At 69.8% G+C, this 15,899-nt stretch carries 14 protein-coding genes, 1 pseudogene and 1 riboswitch; of the genes and pseudogenes, 11 read left to right on the forward strand and 4 right to left on the reverse strand.

Annotated features, from left to right (window positions below; translation table 11 throughout):
* Positions 1–29 precede the first annotated feature (29 nt).
* Positions 30–386, forward strand: a complete 357-nt coding sequence (locus tag K4G64_RS12680) for a co-chaperone GroES (RefSeq protein WP_097216896.1) — start codon at positions 30–32, stop codon at positions 384–386.
* A 62-nt stretch (positions 387–448) separates the two neighbouring features.
* Positions 449–520, forward strand: a riboswitch (guanidine-III (ykkC-III) riboswitch).
* 34 nt (positions 521–554) lie between these two features.
* A complete protein-coding gene (locus K4G64_RS12685; protein ID WP_185014382.1) occupies positions 555–875 on the forward strand; it encodes a multidrug efflux SMR transporter in 321 nt (106 codons plus the stop codon).
* 85 nt (positions 876–960) lie between these two features.
* Here the strand turns inward: K4G64_RS12685 and K4G64_RS12690 are convergent, their stop codons facing one another.
* Positions 961–3,369: a transglycosylase domain-containing protein gene (locus K4G64_RS12690; RefSeq protein WP_221756128.1), complete on the reverse strand. Its 2,409-nt coding sequence runs from the start codon at positions 3,367–3,369 to the stop codon at positions 961–963.
* 490 nt (positions 3,370–3,859) lie between these two features.
* Between K4G64_RS12690 and K4G64_RS12695 the strand changes: the two genes are divergently transcribed.
* From K4G64_RS12695 to K4G64_RS12710, 4 genes are read left to right on the forward strand one after another with little or no spacing between them, the layout of a single operon-like run.
* On the forward strand, positions 3,860–4,660 hold the full coding sequence (locus tag K4G64_RS12695; protein ID WP_221756139.1) for an ABC-2 family transporter protein: 801 nt from the start codon (positions 3,860–3,862) through the stop codon (positions 4,658–4,660).
* Positions 4,653–5,474 (forward strand): ABC transporter permease, encoded by an 822-nt coding sequence (locus tag K4G64_RS12700; RefSeq protein WP_221756129.1) that lies wholly within the window; start codon positions 4,653–4,655, stop codon positions 5,472–5,474. Before K4G64_RS12695 ends, K4G64_RS12700 begins: the two co-directional genes overlap by 8 nt.
* 1 nt (position 5,475) lies before the next feature.
* Positions 5,476–6,483: an ATP-binding cassette domain-containing protein gene (locus K4G64_RS12705; RefSeq protein WP_221756130.1), complete on the forward strand. Its 1,008-nt coding sequence runs from the start codon at positions 5,476–5,478 to the stop codon at positions 6,481–6,483.
* A gap of 33 nt (positions 6,484–6,516) precedes the next feature.
* A complete protein-coding gene (locus K4G64_RS12710; RefSeq protein ID WP_221756131.1) occupies positions 6,517–7,218 on the forward strand; it encodes a DUF1707 domain-containing protein in 702 nt (233 codons plus the stop codon).
* 93 nt (positions 7,219–7,311) lie between these two features.
* Here the strand turns inward: K4G64_RS12710 and K4G64_RS12715 are convergent, their stop codons facing one another.
* Positions 7,312–8,646: an SGNH/GDSL hydrolase family protein gene (locus tag K4G64_RS12715; RefSeq protein WP_221756132.1), complete on the reverse strand. Its 1,335-nt coding sequence runs from the start codon at positions 8,644–8,646 to the stop codon at positions 7,312–7,314.
* Positions 8,647–8,840: 194 nt separating this feature from the next.
* Between K4G64_RS12715 and K4G64_RS12720 the strand changes: the two genes are divergently transcribed.
* Positions 8,841–10,184, forward strand: coding sequence for a DUF445 domain-containing protein (locus tag K4G64_RS12720; RefSeq protein WP_260460388.1), 1,344 nt, complete (start codon positions 8,841–8,843; stop codon positions 10,182–10,184).
* Positions 10,185–10,252: 68 nt separating this feature from the next.
* Positions 10,253–11,752, forward strand: a complete 1,500-nt coding sequence (locus K4G64_RS12725) for an MFS transporter (RefSeq protein ID WP_221756134.1) — start codon at positions 10,253–10,255, stop codon at positions 11,750–11,752.
* Positions 11,753–12,020: 268 nt separating this feature from the next.
* On the opposite strand, the gene K4G64_RS12730 is transcribed toward K4G64_RS12725, so the two are convergent.
* The gene (locus tag K4G64_RS12730; protein WP_221756135.1) at positions 12,021–12,323 is read right to left on the reverse strand and encodes a hypothetical protein; all 303 of its coding nucleotides are present in this window, start codon (positions 12,321–12,323) and stop codon (positions 12,021–12,023) included.
* 169 nt (positions 12,324–12,492) lie between these two features.
* Between K4G64_RS12730 and K4G64_RS12735 the strand changes: the two genes are divergently transcribed.
* The 3 genes from K4G64_RS12735 (at position 12,493) to K4G64_RS12745 (ending at position 15,236) form a co-directional block, all read left to right on the forward strand.
* Positions 12,493–12,918, forward strand: coding sequence for an Hsp20/alpha crystallin family protein (locus K4G64_RS12735; protein ID WP_190899250.1), 426 nt, complete (start codon positions 12,493–12,495; stop codon positions 12,916–12,918).
* 158 nt (positions 12,919–13,076) lie between these two features.
* The gene (locus tag K4G64_RS12740; protein WP_221756136.1) at positions 13,077–13,532 is read left to right on the forward strand and encodes a DUF2267 domain-containing protein; all 456 of its coding nucleotides are present in this window, start codon (positions 13,077–13,079) and stop codon (positions 13,530–13,532) included.
* A 507-nt stretch (positions 13,533–14,039) separates the two neighbouring features.
* Complete coding sequence (locus K4G64_RS12745; RefSeq protein WP_221756137.1) at positions 14,040–15,236, forward strand: serine/threonine-protein kinase; 1,197 nt, start codon at positions 14,040–14,042, stop codon at positions 15,234–15,236.
* 559 nt (positions 15,237–15,795) lie between these two features.
* Here the strand turns inward: K4G64_RS12745 and K4G64_RS41040 are convergent.
* A pseudogene (locus K4G64_RS41040) lies at positions 15,796–15,899 on the reverse strand (IS5/IS1182 family transposase); the annotation flags it as partial.

A 15,899-nucleotide genomic window follows, 5' to 3' on the forward strand; every position in this document is an offset into this window, starting at 1 on the left:
TTATGGGGAAGACAGGTAGGTTTCAGGGCGTGAGCGCCAAGAGAAACGAGCACAGCACCCACCCGGACAAGCTGCCCATCCGGATGCTGCACGATCGCGTACTCGTGCGGCAGGACACCAGCGAGGGCGAGCGGCGTTCCGGCGGCGGCATTCTGATCCCCGCCACGGCCGCGGTCGGCCGGCGCCTGGCGTGGGCCGAGGTCGTCGCGGTGGGGCAGAACGTGCGGACCGTGGAGACCGGTGACCGGGTGCTGTACGACCCGGAGGACCGTGCCGAGGTCGAGGTGCGGGGAGTCGCGTACGTGCTCATGCGCGAGCGTGATCTGCACGCCGTCGCCGCGGACCGGTTCGAGGGCGCCGAGGACTCGACGGGCCTCTACCTCTAGGACGGGCGGCAGGAGTGTGAAAGGGGCTGGTGACCCTGGTCACCGGCCCCTTCGCCGTGCCGTGCGGCTTTGCTACGTTGGAGAGACCCCCGACGAGACGCGCCGTACCGGGATCAAGGCAAAGACGACGCACCGACATCGTCAGCCCGTTTCCCGGAGGTGCCCGTCATGGCCTGGGTTCTGCTCGTCGTCGCCGGTCTGCTCGAGGTCGGGTGGTCCATCGGCATGAAGTACACCGACGGCTTCACCCGCCCCCTGCCCAGTGTGCTCACGGGCGCCGGGATCGTCGCCAGCATGCTGCTGTTGTCGCAGGCCGCCAAGACGCTGCCCATCGGTACCGCCTACGGCGTGTGGGTGGGGATCGGCGCGGCCGGGGCGGCGGTGTTCGGCATGGCGGTGCTGGGTGAGCCGGCGACCGCCGCCCGGATCTTCTTCGTGTGCCTGCTGCTGGTCGCCGTGGTGGGGCTGAAGGCGACCAGCGGCCACTGAGCCGTCACGGTGCCGAAGGTGCCCGGGCCGTCACGGTGCCGAAGGCGCCCACCGGCCGCTGACGCCGCCGGGCACGGCCTTCGCGCTACTCGCGGCGGGCGCCCTGCGGGACCACGCCCCAGCCGGGGCCGGTCGGGCCGCCGGTCTGGCCGCCGTCGCTCGCGTCGCCGCCGCCACCGCCCTCCGTGGCGCCGCCGTCGGCCGTGCCGCCGTCCGTCGTGCCACCGTCGCCCGTGCCGCCGTCCGCGGTGCCGCCGGTGGGGGACTCGCCGCCGGTGGTGCCGTCGGTGGTGCCGCCGTCGGTCTGGCCCTCGATCTGCCCCTCGGGGGCGCTGGGGCTCTGCTCGGGCGTCTCGGTGGCCGTGTCCTCGCCGCCGGTGGTCGTGCCGCCGTCAGTGGTGCCGGTGGTCGGGTCGGCGGAGGCCTCGCTGCTGGGGGCCTGCGAGACGTCGGCGCCGGGCTGGAGCCTGAGGTCGAACTCCTTGACCGGCTTGTTCTTGAGTGCGTCCTGGGTGAACTGCGTCCAGATCTCGGCGGGCGCGCCGCCGCCGTTGATGCGCGGCAGGCCCATGGCGCCGTACAGCGACTTGTGGGCGGCGGTGACGGGGTCCTGACCCATGACGGCGACGACGGTGGCGAGGTCGGGCGTGTAGCCCGCGAACCAGGCAGCCGTGTCCTCCTCGGCGGTGCCGGTCTTGCCGGCGACGGGGCGTCCCGCGCCCTGCGCGGCGGAGGCCGTGCCGTTCTGGACGACGCTCCGCAGCATGGAGGTGGTGGTGTCGGCGGCCTCGCGGCTCACGGCCTGGCGGGTGCGCCGCTCGGGCAGGTCGATGGGCGTGCCCTGCTTGGTGACCTTCTCGACCATCGTGTACGTGCCGTGCCGGCCGTGGTTGGCGAGGGTGGCGTAGGCCTCCGCCATGTCGAGGACGCTGGCCGTGGCGGTGCCGAGCGCGATGGCGGGGCCGTCGGCGAGGTCGGGGGTGGTCTCGGGGACACCGAGGTCGATCGCGGTCTGCTTGACCTTCGCGGGGCCGACGTCGGCGGCCATCTGCGCGTACACCGAGTTCACGGAGCTGTCGGTGGCCTCGGTGACGGTGATGTCGCCGTAGGAGCGCTGGTCCTCGTTCTCGGGGGCGTAGGGGTCGCCGGTCCAGCCCTGCACGGAGCGCTTGTTGGTGCCGTCGTAGATGGTGTTCGGGGTGATGACCCGGCCGTCCTGGGTCTCCGAGTGGTTCTCGACGGCCGAGGTGAACACGAACGGCTTGAAGGTGGAGCCGACCTGGAAGTCCCTGCGGGTGGCGTTCGGGGTGTACTGCTTGACGTAGTCGATGCCGTTGTACATCGCCACGACCTTGCCGGTCCTGGGGTCGACGGAGGCGCCGCCGGCGCGGACGTAGGTGTCGACCTTGTTGTTCTTCTTGTCGAGCTTGGACATCAGCTTGTCGTTGACGGCCTTCACGAACGCTTCCTGCTTGCCCTTCTGCAGGGTCGTCGTGATGCGGTAGCCGCCGGCGTCGAGCTTGCTCTCGTCGATGATCTTGTTGTCGGTGAGGTAGTCCTTGACGATCCGGACGATGTAGCCGCGCTGCCCGGACATGCCGGTGGAGAGGGTGGACTCCTTCGGCATGGGGAACTTCATGCCGGTGCGCTTCGACTCGTCGAGCCAGCCCTTCTTGACCATGCCGTCCAGCACGTAGTTCCAGCGGGACTCGGCGGCCTTGCGGTTCTCCGGGTGGGCGACCACGTCGTACTGGCTGGGCGCGTTGACGAGCGCGGCGAGGTAGGCGGCGCGGCCCGCGTCGAGGTCCTTGGCGTCCTTGCCGTAGTAGGCCTGGGCGGCGGCCTGGATGCCGTAGGCGTTGCGGCCGAAGTAGCTGGTGTTGAGGTAGCCCTCGAGGATGTGGTCCTTGCTGACCTCACGGTCCAGCTTGATCGCGATGAAGAACTCCTTGGCCTTGCGCGTGACGGTCTGTTCCTGGCGCAGGTAGTAGTTCTTCACGTACTGCTGGGTGATCGTGGAGCCGGACTGCTTGCCCTTGCCGAGGGCGGTGTTCCAGGCGGCGCGGACCATGGCCTTGGGGTCGACGGCGGACTCGGTGTAGAAGTCGCGGTCCTCGGCGGCCAGGATGGCGTGCTGGGCGTCCTTCGAGATCTGCGGGAGCGTGACGTTCTCGCGGTTGACCTCGCCGTCGCGGGCGATCACGGAGCCGTCCGCGTAGAGGTAGACGTTGGCCTGCTTGGTGGCGAGCGCGTTGGCCGGGGGGATCTTCACCAGCGAGTAGCCCAGGAAGAAACCGCCGGCCAGCAGCAGGACGACGATGAGGAAGGCGCCGAGCGTCATGCGCCAGGTCGGGATGATCCGGCGCCAGCCGGTCCGCTTCGGTTTCCCGGCAGCCTGGGCCCCGGGCGTGCCCGGGTCGCCGTCGGCGTGCGCCTGCGGCTCTCTCGATGCCCAGCCCGGATTCGGCTGCTGCGGCTGAGGCTCGTCACTCATGTCGTGCACGGACTCCTGTTTCGCGTCGTACGTCGTTCCCGTACGTCTCTGCTCGCTCTTGCGCCCCTGTGATGAAGACTGTCCCATCCGTTGATCAGTTCCCTGATCGCGGGCCGGGTCGTGAGCCGTGTGGTGAGGCGGGCCGCATGTGAGTGGGTGCGCGGGCGGCACGGGGTCAAACGCGCTGTTGCGTACGCCTGCCCGAACCGTGATCTCGCCTGCGCGACATTCGCCCGAAGGGGGACACGGCCGTGGATCGCGACGGCGCCTGCGCTCCGCCCGGCCGGCACCGCCGCCACGCTGCTCGCCCTGGCCACGGGCGCCTGGGCCCACGCGGACGCAACGGATCGTACCGTCTGGGCCGGTCCGCACCCGCCCGGCGGCGCCCTCGCGGCTCCCCGAAATTGCGTGGCACGTCCGTTCGCCGGGCCACTAGGCTCCTGCGCTTCGGTGTCCGGCGGCGGGAAGGGCGGCGAGGAGGGCGGTGGATGTGGGTTCGGGACGGTTGTACGCGGCCGTCGCGGCGGGTGGCTTCCGGCGGTACGCGACGTATCGGGCGGCCACGGTGGCCGGGGTGTTCACCAATACGGTCTTCGGCGTCATCCTCGTCCACACGTATCTGGCGCTGTGGGACGAGAAGCCCCATCTCGGGGGGTACGACCAGGCGCAGGCGGTGACCTATGTGTGGCTGGGGCAGTGCCTCTACGCGACGCTGGCGATCCAGGGCGGCGGCGCAGAGAAGGATCTGATGGAGCGCATCCGCACCGGTGAGATCGCCGTCGACCTGTACCGCCCGGCCGATCTTCAACTGTGGTGGCTGGCGGGCGACGTGGGGCGGGCGCTGTTCCAGATGCTGGGGCGGGGCGTGGTCCCGTTCGTGTTCGGCGCGGTCTTCTTCCCGATGGCGCTGCCGACGGAGGGCGGTCGCTGGGCGGCGTTCGTGGTCACGCTGCTGCTGGCGACGCTCGTGAGCTTCGCGATCCGCTACCTGGCGGCCCTGAGCGTGTTCTGGCTGATGGACGGCATGGGGGTGAACCAGGTCCTGGTGGTCACGGGCATCTTCTTCTCGGGCATGGTGCTGCCGCTGAACGCCTTCCCGGGGGTCTTCGGGGAGATCGTGCGGGTGCTGCCGTGGGCGGCGCAGATCCAGATGCCGGCGGACGTGCTGATGGGGGAGACGGATCCGCTGCGGGCGTTCGCCTTCCAGGCGGCGTGGGCCGTGGCCCTGCTGGCGGTGGGGCGGTTGATGCAGTCGGCCGCGACGCGGCGGGTGGTGGTGCAGGGTGGCTGAGCGCAGTGCCCTGCTGGAGGGGCTGCGGGCCTACCGGATGATCGCCGGGATGTGGGTGCGATCCAGCATGACCTACCGGACCTCCTTCGTCGTCACGGTGTTCGGCAATCTGACGGTGACCGGCCTGGACTTCGTGGCGATCCTGCTGATGTTCTCGCAGGTGGACTCGCTGGGCGGCTGGTCGCTGCCCGAAGTCGCCTTCCTCTACGGGCTGTCGGCGACGGCGTTCGGGATCGCCGACCTGGTGCTCGGCTCGATGGACGTGCTGGGTGCCCGGATGCGCGACGGCTCCTTCGACACGCTGCTGGTGCGTCCGGCGCCGGTGCTCGCGCAGGTCGGAGCCGACCGGTTCGCGCTGCGCCGCCTGGGCCGGATCACCCAGGGCGCGGTGGTGCTGGGCTGGGCGCTGGTGTCGGTGGACGTCGACTGGAGCGCGCCGAAGGTGCTGCTGGTGCCGGTGATGGTGGTCAGCGGTGCGGCGATCTTCTCGGCGGTGTTCGTGGCGGGCGCGGCCTTCCAGATCTACGCGCAGGACGCGGCCGAGGTGCAGAACGCCTTCACCTACGGCGGCACGACGCTGTTGCAGTATCCGCCGTCGGTCTTCGGCAAGGACCTGGTGCGGGGCGTGACCTTCATGCTGCCGCTGGCCTTCGTCAACTGGGTGCCCGCCGCCTACGTACTGGGGCGGACGTATCCGGTCGGGCTGCCCGGGTGGACGGCCTTCGCCTCGCCGCTGGTGGCGGTGGCCTGTTGCGTTCTGGCCGGGCTGGCGTGGCGGACGGGGCTTCGTTCATACCGGAGTACAGGGAGTTGAGTTGACCGGGCCGCAGAGCGGGTTCACCGAGTCGGAGTGCGGGTTCATCGAACTCGACGGTGTGGAGAAGGTCTTCGAGGTGCGCAAGAAGACCGGCTTCATGAAGCGGGAGCGGCGGCAGGTGCGGGCCGTCGACTCGATCTCCTTCCGGGTGGAGCGCGGCGAGATGGTGGGCTACATCGGCCCCAACGGCGCCGGGAAGTCCACCACGATCAAGATGCTGACCGGCATCCTCACCCCCAGCGCGGGCCGGCTGCGGGTGGCGGGCATCGACCCCTCCCGGGAACGGACCCGGCTCGCCCACCGCATCGGCGTGGTGTTCGGGCAGCGCACGACGCTGTGGTGGGACCTGCCGCTGCTGGACTCCTACCGGCTGATGCACCGCATGTACCGCATCCCGGACGCCCGTTACCGGGAGAACCTCGACCGTCTGGTGGAACTCCTGGACCTGGGCGACCTGCTGGACGTGCCGGTACGGCAACTCTCCCTCGGCCAGCGGATGCGCGGCGACATCGCGGCGGCCCTGCTGCACGACCCGGAGGTGCTGTACCTGGACGAGCCGTCCATCGGGCTGGACGTCGTCTCCAAGTCCAAGGTGCGGGAGTTCCTGCGGGAGTTGAACACCGAGCGCGGCACCACGGTGCTGCTGACCACGCACGACCTCCAGGACATCGAGCAGCTGTGCAAGCGGGTGATGGTCATCGACCACGGCCGTCTGGTGTACGACGGTCCGCTCGCCGGGCTGCACGAGGTCGGGGAGAGCGAGCGGACCCTGGTGGTGGACCTGGAGCGGGAACTGCCGCCGATCGACGCTCCGGCGCCCGCGCGGGTCGTCCGCGTGGAGGGCCCGCGCCAGTGGCTGGCGTTCCCGGCGGGGGAGTCGGCGGCGCCCCTCGTGGCGCGGATCGCGGCCGAGTACCCGCTGGTGGACCTGTCGGTGCGGGAGCCGGACATCGAGGCGGTCATCGCCACCATGTACGGGGAACAGGCCGAGCGGGCGATCTCGTAGCCCCCGGCGGGGTGAACTCGTAGGCTGCTGTGTATGACCGACGACGCCGTCCCGGACCTCCGAGCCTCCGACGCCGACCGTGAACAGGTCGCCGGCATCCTGCGGGACGCCCTCGCCGAGGGGCGCCTCGACATGGAGGAGTTCGAGGAGCGGCTCGACGCGACGTACAAGGCCCGGACGTACGGGGAACTGGCGCCGATCACCCGGGACCTGCCGGCCGCGGGCGTGACGGTCCCGGCGGTGTCCCTGACGAAGGACCCGGCTGCCGGTGCGGACTGGTCCGGGCGGATCACCGGCGGCGAGGGGACCTCCACCTGGGCCGTCGCCGTGATGTCCGGCTTCCAGCGCAAGGGGCACTGGACGATGCCCCGGCGCTTCACCTGCTTCGCCTTCTGGGGCGGCGGCGAGATCGACCTGCGCGAGGCGAACTTCGCGGACCGCGAGGTCGAGATCAACGCCATCGCCATCATGGGCGGGGTGGATGTGATCGTGCCGCCCGGCGTCGAGGTCGTCGTCCGCGGCATCGGCATCATGGGCGGCTTCGACCAGCGCGAGGAGGGCGTGCCGGGGGAGCCGGGCGCGCCGCGGGTGATCGTGACCGGGTTCGCGCTGTGGGGCGGCGTCGGGGTCCAGCGGAAGCTGACCCGGGCGGAGAAGCTGCGCGTCCGCGAGGAGCGGCGCCAGGAGAAGCTGGAGCGCAGGGCGGGGCGGCGGGAGCTGGACGGGGAGCGCTGAGCTCCGCGGAGGCTGGCCGCACCGAGCCCCGACAGCCGTGTGCCCGCCGCCTGTGTCAGGCGACGGGCACGGGGTGAGACGGTGCGGAACGGGTTACAGCTTCGCCGGAGCCGACCCTTTCAGCGTCTCCAGGTCGAACGACTCCGCCATCCGCGCGTACCCCTTGTCGCTGGGGTGCAGGTGGTCGCCCGAGTCGTAGTCGGACCGCAGCCGCCGCGGGTCGTACGGGTCGCGCAGCGCCTGGTCGAAGTCGGCCACGGCGTCGTACACCCGCCCGGCGCGGATCTGCGCGTTGATTTCCTGGCGTACCGCCTCACGCGCCTCCGTGTACCCCCGGTGCCCGTAGAACGGCATCAGCGTCGCCCCGACCACCTTCACGCCGCGCGCGTGGGCCTGTCCCACCATCGTGCGCAGCCCGGCGATGATCGCGTTCGGGTCGGCGAGCCGGGGGTTGCGCAGGATGTCGTTGACGCCGAGGTCGATGACGACGACCTTGACGTTCGTCCGCTCCAGCACGTCCCGCCCGAAGCGGTTGAGCCCGCTGGGGTTGTCCGCGGGGCGGCCGAGCCCGTCGACTAGGACCTGGTTGCCGCTGATGCCCTGGTTGACGACGCTGTAGCGGGGCAGGTCCCGGCCGGCCGCGATCTCCGCGCGCAGCCGGTCCGAGAGCACGTCGGTCCAGCGGCTGTTGGTGTCCGGCGTGGAGGTGATGCCGTCCGTCAGCGAGTCGCCGAGGACGACGACCGTGCCGTCGGACTCGTTGCTCAGCAGGTCCAGCGCGGTCAGATACCGCCAGGACCCGGTCCGCTCGGTGTACGGCGTGCCCGTGGTGTCCTGCGCGACGTCGCCCTGGGCGACGTAGGAGGTCTGGCGGGCGTGCCGGTGGTAGGTGACCGGGCCGGAGGTGGTCGGCGTGTAGGTGGTGATCAGGACGTCGGAGTCGTGCGGGACGACGATCCGGACGGCGTCGCTCATCACCTGCCGGCCGGGCGGGATGACGACCGTGGGGCCCCCGCCGAAGGTGAGCTGCCGCATGGTGTCCGCGAGTGCCGCCGCCGTGCCGCTGCCCGCGGAGACGGCGATCGTCGCCCGCGTGATGCTCAGCGGCGACTGGCCGTAGAGATTGGACAGCGTCACGCGGGCATTCGTACCGCCGACACTGGTGTGGACGACGTTGCGGACCGAACGGTCCGCCATGCCCGTGGCCTCGGTGCCGGGTTCGGCGGCGGAAGGGGACGTGGACCAGGTGCCGACCCAGGTGCCGGTGGAGGCGGGTGCGGCGGAGTTGTGAGGGGCGCGACCGTCGCCGAGGGCGTTCCGGTTGCGCAGGCCGTCGTCGGTACCCACGCCGACGTATATGGCGGTGGAAAGGGCCACGATCGCTGCGACGACCACGGCCAGGAGGGCGTAACCACGTCCTCGGGTCATGCTGTTCAGTTCTCCTCGGGCGATGGGAGCCCAAGGCTCCGATCTGATGTGCCCATGATGCGGCATGGACCGGGGGAAGCTCACAGCACCCCATGGCAGTACCCCCTTCCGACAGACGCCGGGAACTCCTGTTCCGTTCCAGGAGTCGGTCAGGAAGGGACAATGTGTGCGGGATCACCGAGCGGGTGGAGCGGATGGAACGGACGAAAGCAGCAGAAAAGGGTGCCGGTGTCGGTGGGCAGCATGCCCGCCCCGGCGGCGCCGTGAACCGCGCGATGACCACGTTCAGCCCGGCGGACGAGGAGAAACAGCGCGGCGTACGCCGGATGAAGCTCACCGCCACCGGACTTCTGGTGTTCGTGGCGCTGGTCTACGTCCTGTCCACATGGGCGCACAACTCCGGCGCGGGGACCTGGGCGGCCTACGTCGCCGCCGCCTCCGAGGCGGGCATGGTCGGCGCGCTCGCGGACTGGTTCGCCGTCACCGCCCTCTTCCGGCACCCCCTCGGCATCCCCATCCCGCACACCGCGATCATCCCCACCAAGAAGGACCAGCTGGGCGTCTCCCTGGGCGAGTTCGTCGGGGAGAACTTCCTCTCCGAGGACGTCGTACGGCAGCGGCTGCGCGCCGTCGGCATCGGCAGCCGCCTCGGCGCCTGGCTCGCGGTCCCCGAACACGCCGACCGGGTCACCGCCGAGCTGTCCACGGCCCTGCGCGGCGCCCTGACGGTCCTGCGCGACTCCGACGTCCAGGCGGTGGTCGGCGAGGCCATCACCCGCCGCGCCAACGCCCAGGAGATCGGTCCCGGCGTCGGCAAGATGCTGGAGAAGGTCGTCGCCGACGGTGGCCACAAGCGGGTCGTCGACCTCGTCGTCACCCGCGCCCACGACTGGCTCGTGCTGCACGGCGACTCCGTGATGGACGCCGTGCAGGGCGGTGCCCCCGGCTGGACCCCGAAGTTCGTCGACAAGAAGGTCGGCGAGCGCGTCTACAAGGAACTGCTGCGGTTCGTCACCGAGATGCGCGACATGCCCGGCCATCCCGCGCGCGGCGCCCTCGACCGGTTCCTGACCGACTTCGCCTCCGACCTCCAGTCCGACACCGACACCCGCGCCCGTGTCGAACGGCTCAAGGGCGAGGTGCTGGGCCGCGACGAGGTGCAGGACCTCATCGCCAGCGCCTGGACGGCCGTACGGTCCATGATCGTCGCGGCGGCGGAGGACGAGCGCAGCGAGCTGCGGCTGCGGGTGCGGGCGTCCCTGCTGTCGCTGGGCTCGCGGATGGCGGCCGAGCGCAAGGTCCAGGACAAGGTCGACAAGTGGGTGGAGGACGCGGCCGTCTACGTCGTCACCACCTACCGCAAGGAGATCACCTCCCTGATCACGGACACGGTGGCGAGCTGGGACGCCGAGCACACCACGCGGAAGATCGAGGCCAACATCGGCCGCGACCTGCAGTTCATCCGCATCAACGGCACGGTCGTCGGCTCCCTGGCCGGTCTGCTGATCTACACGGTGTCGCACGCGCTGGGCGCATAAAGCTTCGGGCGTAAGAGAAACCGGTCAGGGCACCCGATCCGGGTTCCGCTCGAAGAGAGAGGGGGCCCATGACCACCGCCCAGGCCGACACCGGCCGCACCATCACCACCGACATCCCCGCCCGCCTCGACCGCCTTCCGTGGTCGCGCTGGCACTGGACGATCGTCATCGGCCTCGGCACCGTGTGGATCCTCGACGGTCTCGAAGTCACCGTCGTGGGAAACATCGCCAGCCGCCTGTCGGAGCCCGGCAGCGGCCTGCCCATCACGTCCGGCGAGGTCACCGGCATGGCGGCGGCCCTGTACGTGGCGGGCGCCTGTCTGGGCGCCCTCTTCTGGGGCCGCCTGACCGACAAATGGGGGCGCAAAAAGCTCTTCATGATCACCCTGGCGGTCTATCTGGCCGCCACGGCCCTCACCGCGATCTCCTTCGACACCTGGTGGTTCTTCCTCTTCCGGTTCCTCACCGGCTTCGGCATCGGCGGCGAGTACGCGGCCATCAACTCCGCGATCGACGAGCTGATCCCCAAGGAGTACCGCGGCCGCACCGACCTGATGATCAACGGCAGCTTCTGGCTGGGCGCGGTCTTCGGCTCGCTGCTGTCGATCGTCGCCCTGGACACGGACATCTTCGCGGCGAACGTCGGCTGGCGCCTCACCTTCGCGCTCGGCGCGGTCCTCGCCCTGGTGATCCTCCTGGTCCGCCGGCACGTCCCCGAAAGTCCGCGATGGATGCTGATCCACGGCCGTGACGACGAAGCGGAACGCATCGTCTCCTCCATCGAACGCCAGATCGAGGAGGAGCGGGGTGAGCCGCTGCCGCGCGCCGAGGGCGAGATCACCATCCACCAGCGCCGCAGCGTCTCCTTCCTGGAGATCGGCCGCACGGTCTTCTCCGACTACCGCAGGCGCGCCATCCTCGGCTTCTCCCTCTTCATCGGCCAGGCGTTCCTCTACAACGCGATCACCTTCGGCTTCGGCGCGATCCTGACGACGTTCTTCGACGTCCCGAGCGGCAACACCGGCTACTACTTCGCCGTCATCGCCATCGGCAACTTCTGCGGCCCGCTGCTCCTCGGCAAGCTCTTCGACACGGTCGGCCGCCGCATCATGATCTCCGGCACGTACATCGTGTCCGGCCTGCTCCTCTTCGGCACAGCCTGGCTCTTCGACCAGGGCTCGCTGAGCGCTGCCACCATGACGGCCTGCTGGTGCGCGGTCCTCTTCTTCGCCTCGGCCGGCGCCTCCAGCGCCTACCTGACCGTCTCCGAGGTCTTCCCGATGGAGACCAGGGCCATGTCCATCGCCTTCTTCTACGCCATCGGCACGGCGGCCGGCGGCATCAGCGGCCCGCTGCTGTTCGCCAAGCTCACGGAATCCGGCGTCGTCGGCGACACGGTCCTCGCCTTCTCGATCGGCGCGACGCTGATGTGCCTGGCCGGCCTGGTCGCGGCCCTCCTGGCGGTGAAGGCGGAACGCCGCTCCCTGGAGGACATCGCCAAGCCGCTGACGGCGGCGGACAGCGAGCGCAGCGCGGCCGGCGCGGCCAGGGGAGGGGGCGAGGGCTGACGGCTGGGTAACAGAAACTGCGCTATAGTTGATCTGCGTCCAGTCGCCGGAACTCCGGTCGGCGGACAGTGCGTTGGTGGTCCAAGGAAAGACGCCCCACTTCCTGTGGGGAGATGCAGGTGCAAGGCCTGCCCGGCGCTCCGATCAAGAACCCGGCCCTGGGATTCAGGGCCGGGTTCTTTGCTGTGTCGGCGTCCTTGTGATGCCGACCGAGGTGAGTCGGCCGGCTCCGCCGACTCACCGAGACCAGCCGATCAGCCGATGCCGATCAGCCGCGCCGGTCCGCGACCACCCACGACGCCAGTCCCACGGCCCCTGCCACTCCGAACACGGCAGGCCAGGCACCCACCTTCTTCGCCAGCGGATGCGACCCGGCGAAGGCGGCGACGTACGCGGCCGACAACGCCCCCGCGGCCACCCCACCGGCCTGCTCCCGCCACTGCCGCGCGGCCGCCACCCCGGCCACGGCGAGCACGACCCCGCCGAGCGGCCGCTGCCTGGTCCAGCGGGCCACGCCGTACCCGCCCACGAGCCCGCTCGCGGCGACCACCGCACTGGGAACCTTCGCCATGTCTGCCTCCTGCGTCCTACGCCCTGCTCGGGATCTTGAGGCTAGCCCGCAGCCCTCGGAAACCCGAACCTGAGCCCGGGCTTGTCAACTTTCCTCCTCCGAGCTATATAAGAAGACGCAGACCGTAGGGCATCGCACCCACTGCGTCCGAAGAGAGGAGTGACCAGTGATGCTCATGCGCACGGACCCCTTCCGTGAGCTCGACCGACTGACCCAGCAGGTGTTCGGCCCCGCCACCAGTCGCCCGTCGGCGATGGCGATGGACGCCTACCGTTCCGGGGACGACTTCTTCGTCCACTTCGACCTCCCCGGCATCGACCCGGAGACGATCGAGCTGGACGTGGAGCGCAACGTCCTGAACGTCCGGGCCGAGCGCAGGTCCCCCGCCCCCGAAGGCGCGGAACCCCTCGTCGCCGAGCGCCCCACCGGCACCTTCACCCGCCAGCTGTTCCTCGGCGACACGCTGGACACGGAGCGCATCGACGCCTCCTACGAGTCCGGCGTCCTGACCCTGCGCATCCCGGTGGCCGAGCAGGCCAAGCCCCGTCGCATCCAGATCACGGGCGGCGACACGCGCAGGCAGCTCAGCGGCTGACCTCGCCACACCGCCCACACCACCCACACCGTGTCGCGCCGCCGGTACGAGTTCGAGTTCCCGGCGGCGCGGCGCGGGACGATCGCGCGCAGCCCACAATCGCGCGCACCCCACAATCGCACGCACCCCATCGCACGCACCGGAGGAAAGCCCCGCACATGAGCACGGCGACAGTGCCACGTGTGACCACGACGTCAAGCGCCCAGGCCGACGACGTCACCTGGCCCCAACTGATCGAAGCCGTCAGGCAGTCGGGCCGCTACGCCACCCTGCCGGAGGCCGAGCGGGTCACCCGTACCGTCCTCTCCGCTCTCGGCACCCACATCACCGGCGACGAACGGGTCGACCTCGCCCGCGTCCTGCCCGCGGAGGCCGCCCGGCTGATCGCGGCCCAGATCCCGGCCACCCAGCGGCTGACGGCCGCGCGCTTCGTCGACGCGGTCGCCTCCCGCACCCCCGGAGCCACATCCGCCACCGCCCGCTGGGACGTCAGCTCGGTGCTCAGCGCGCTGCCGCCCCTGATCGGCGACGACCTGACCACCCGCATCCTGGCCCAACTCCCCCCGGGCTACGCCCTCCTGTTCGGCCGGGCGGAGCTGGCCCCGGCGTCGTAGGCTCCTGCCCTCGACATCGTGGACCCCTGACCTCGGCGTCGAGGCTCCTGAACCCGCCGCGCACGACGGCCACCCCGCCCGCACGAGGGGTGGCCGTGTGGCGCAAAGGCAGCCAAGTGCGGCCAAGCCCACGATCGAGCCAGCTCCTTGACCTCAAGTTTGATTGAGGTCCTACGTTGACCGCATGAGCGAAGTCGAGCCCGAGCGTTCCGACCTTGCGGTTACGGGAAAGGGATGCCACGGCTCGTGAGGGCGTACCACACGCATGCCCGTCCCGCGCCGTTGCTGTGGACGACCTGCTCATGCTGGATGGCTGGCATCTGGGTTCGCTCCCGTGCTCCCCCCTTCGGCAGGGGACGGAGGCGACCTTAAGTCAGACATGCACACGCACTACGTAACATGTTGGCAACTAGCAGGATTACCCTCTATCTCAGCTTTTCTGATGGGTAGCCATGATGCGAGCGATCTGCGGTGGGGGCCGTAAGACGCTTCGACCCGGGGGGCCGCATGATTCTGTCGGGCTACAGCATCAGCAACCACAAGATCGGCCAGGGAGGGTTCGGCGAAGTACGCCTGGGCGTTCATCTGCGCACGGGCGAGAGGGTGGCAGTCAAACTCCTCCTCAACCGCTGGAAGGAGCACCGGCACCACGCCGTGCACGAGGCGCGTTTCGCCCGTGAGGGGAACATCCTCGGAAAACTCATGGCCGACCCCAACATCGTGAGCGTGCTGGATGACGGCGTCATCCCCGTGAACGACGGTTTCGTGCCGGTGCTGATCATGGAGCTGTGCAAGGGCAGCAGCCTCGATCATGTGCGCAAGACCCGCACGCCACTGCCCTGGACGATCGTCGCTGACATCGGTCGGCAGATCTCGTCCGCGCTGGTCAGCGCGCACACCGCCGGGATCGTGCACCGCGACATCAAGCCGCCCAACGTCATGTACGACCAGTCCAGCGGCCTGGTCACGTTGCTGGATTTCGGCATTGCACGCTTCATGGAGGCTGCCACCGTCCTGACCCACCCGCCGACCGTCGTCACGACGACCAGCGTGGTTCCGCCGCTCACGATTTACTACGCGTCTCCGGAGCAACTGCGTTACGCCAACGACCTTGACGGACGCAGCGACCTCTTCTCCGTCGGCGCGGTGCTGTTCGAACTGCTGACGGCACAGCTGGCATACACCAGTCACCGGCGGGACGAGTTGCCGGCCTTTACCGACGGCGACAGCACGCCGGAAGCGCTGTGCGCCCTGGTGCACCAGCTGTTGGCCGTCGATCTCGATGAGCGCCCGCAGAGCGCCCACGAGGTATACCGACGGCTCACGGACATCCGTGTCGGAGGCGCCGAACCTCGTATGCCGCAGGGCCTGCACCACTATCCGCCCGCAGTCGAACTCCAGGCGGAGCTCGCCGAGATGATCGGTGTGGTCGAGCTCAAGGAGGGGCCAATGCACAAAGAATGCCTTGACCTGCGACACTGCCACGCAAAGGCGGCCGAGCGGGCAAGTGACCCCCGGGCGGCCGAGCTCGCGGAATTGGTGAGGCGGGACCGCGAACGCGTCCGCGCAGGCGCGCGCCACCGCACCCTTCGGCAGGGTCCGCACCCGGGAGAGGAGCAGCGGGTGCCTGAGGGGCGGAGCCGCCCCGCACCGACACCTGACGAGAGCGAGTTCTACCGACTGATCCCTCCACCAATGGTCTAGCACTCCAGCAGGATTACGCTGTCTGACCTGATCATTTCGTCAATTGGCGGGAGTGAGCCTTCAATCGTGCGGGGGTGGTCTCACGAAGACCACCCCTCGATCGTGCGAGACGCCGCAGGTAGTAACAGCGGCAGGGCAGCCTCCGAGGGTGATCACCGTGTCTGCCGCCGCACAGAGGGACCTCGAACGGCTGGACGGTGGCAGCGCTCTCATGCTCGGCATGGCCCACCGGCAGGTCCTATGCGGCACGTCGCTGCCGGGCAATAGGCCCGGCAAAAGGGAGCAGGCCCACCTGCTCCTGGCGCTGCATACGGCCCAACCCCACGGCGGGCCGCAGAGCGAGCCTCCTCGCCCGGCAGTCCGCGGGTGCTCGCAACCGGCTGAAAGGCCTCCGCTCCGGCCGGAGGGCGTGCCTGGGGTGCGGGCCTGCGTGAGAAGGCCCGAGAGCTCGGGCAGCGCATGCCTCGCTGACCAGGGAAACCGCGACCAACCGATCGCTGGCCCACCGATGCAGTCACCAACAGAAACGGTGTCTTAGAGGTCGTTTTCTCCCGATGTTTCATCCCGGAATGGGTGTTTGATCCTGTGGTGTCGGGTCGCGCCAGGAGATGGTGGCTTCGTCGGTGAGGCGGCGGGCCATCAGATCGGTCATGGCCAGCTGGA

Origin of the sequence: Streptomyces sp. WAC04114, from assembly GCF_019733245.1 — a bacterium.
GTDB classification, from domain to species: domain Bacteria; phylum Actinomycetota; class Actinomycetes; order Streptomycetales; family Streptomycetaceae; genus Streptomyces; species Streptomyces massasporeus_A.

Excerpts from the sequence above, each read along its gene's own strand:
- K4G64_RS12685 (WP_185014382.1), top strand. The coding sequence starts at position 555 with ATGGCCTGGGTTCTGCTCGTCGTCGCCGGTCTGCTCGAGGTCGGGTGG.
- K4G64_RS12690 (WP_221756128.1), bottom strand. The coding sequence starts at position 3,369 with ATGAGTGACGAGCCTCAGCCGCAGCAGCCGAATCCGGGCTGGGCATCG.
- K4G64_RS12710 (WP_221756131.1), top strand. The coding sequence starts at position 6,517 with ATGACCGACGACGCCGTCCCGGACCTCCGAGCCTCCGACGCCGACCGT.
- K4G64_RS12715 (WP_221756132.1), bottom strand. The coding sequence starts at position 8,646 with ATGACCCGAGGACGTGGTTACGCCCTCCTGGCCGTGGTCGTCGCAGCG.
- K4G64_RS12720 (WP_260460388.1), top strand. The coding sequence starts at position 8,841 with ATGGAACGGACGAAAGCAGCAGAAAAGGGTGCCGGTGTCGGTGGGCAG.
- K4G64_RS12725 (WP_221756134.1), top strand. The coding sequence starts at position 10,253 with ATGACCACCGCCCAGGCCGACACCGGCCGCACCATCACCACCGACATC.
- K4G64_RS12730 (WP_221756135.1), bottom strand. The coding sequence starts at position 12,323 with ATGGCGAAGGTTCCCAGTGCGGTGGTCGCCGCGAGCGGGCTCGTGGGC.
- K4G64_RS12735 (WP_190899250.1), top strand. The coding sequence starts at position 12,493 with ATGCTCATGCGCACGGACCCCTTCCGTGAGCTCGACCGACTGACCCAG.
- K4G64_RS12740 (WP_221756136.1), top strand. The coding sequence starts at position 13,077 with ATGAGCACGGCGACAGTGCCACGTGTGACCACGACGTCAAGCGCCCAG.
- K4G64_RS12745 (WP_221756137.1), top strand. The coding sequence starts at position 14,040 with ATGATTCTGTCGGGCTACAGCATCAGCAACCACAAGATCGGCCAGGGA.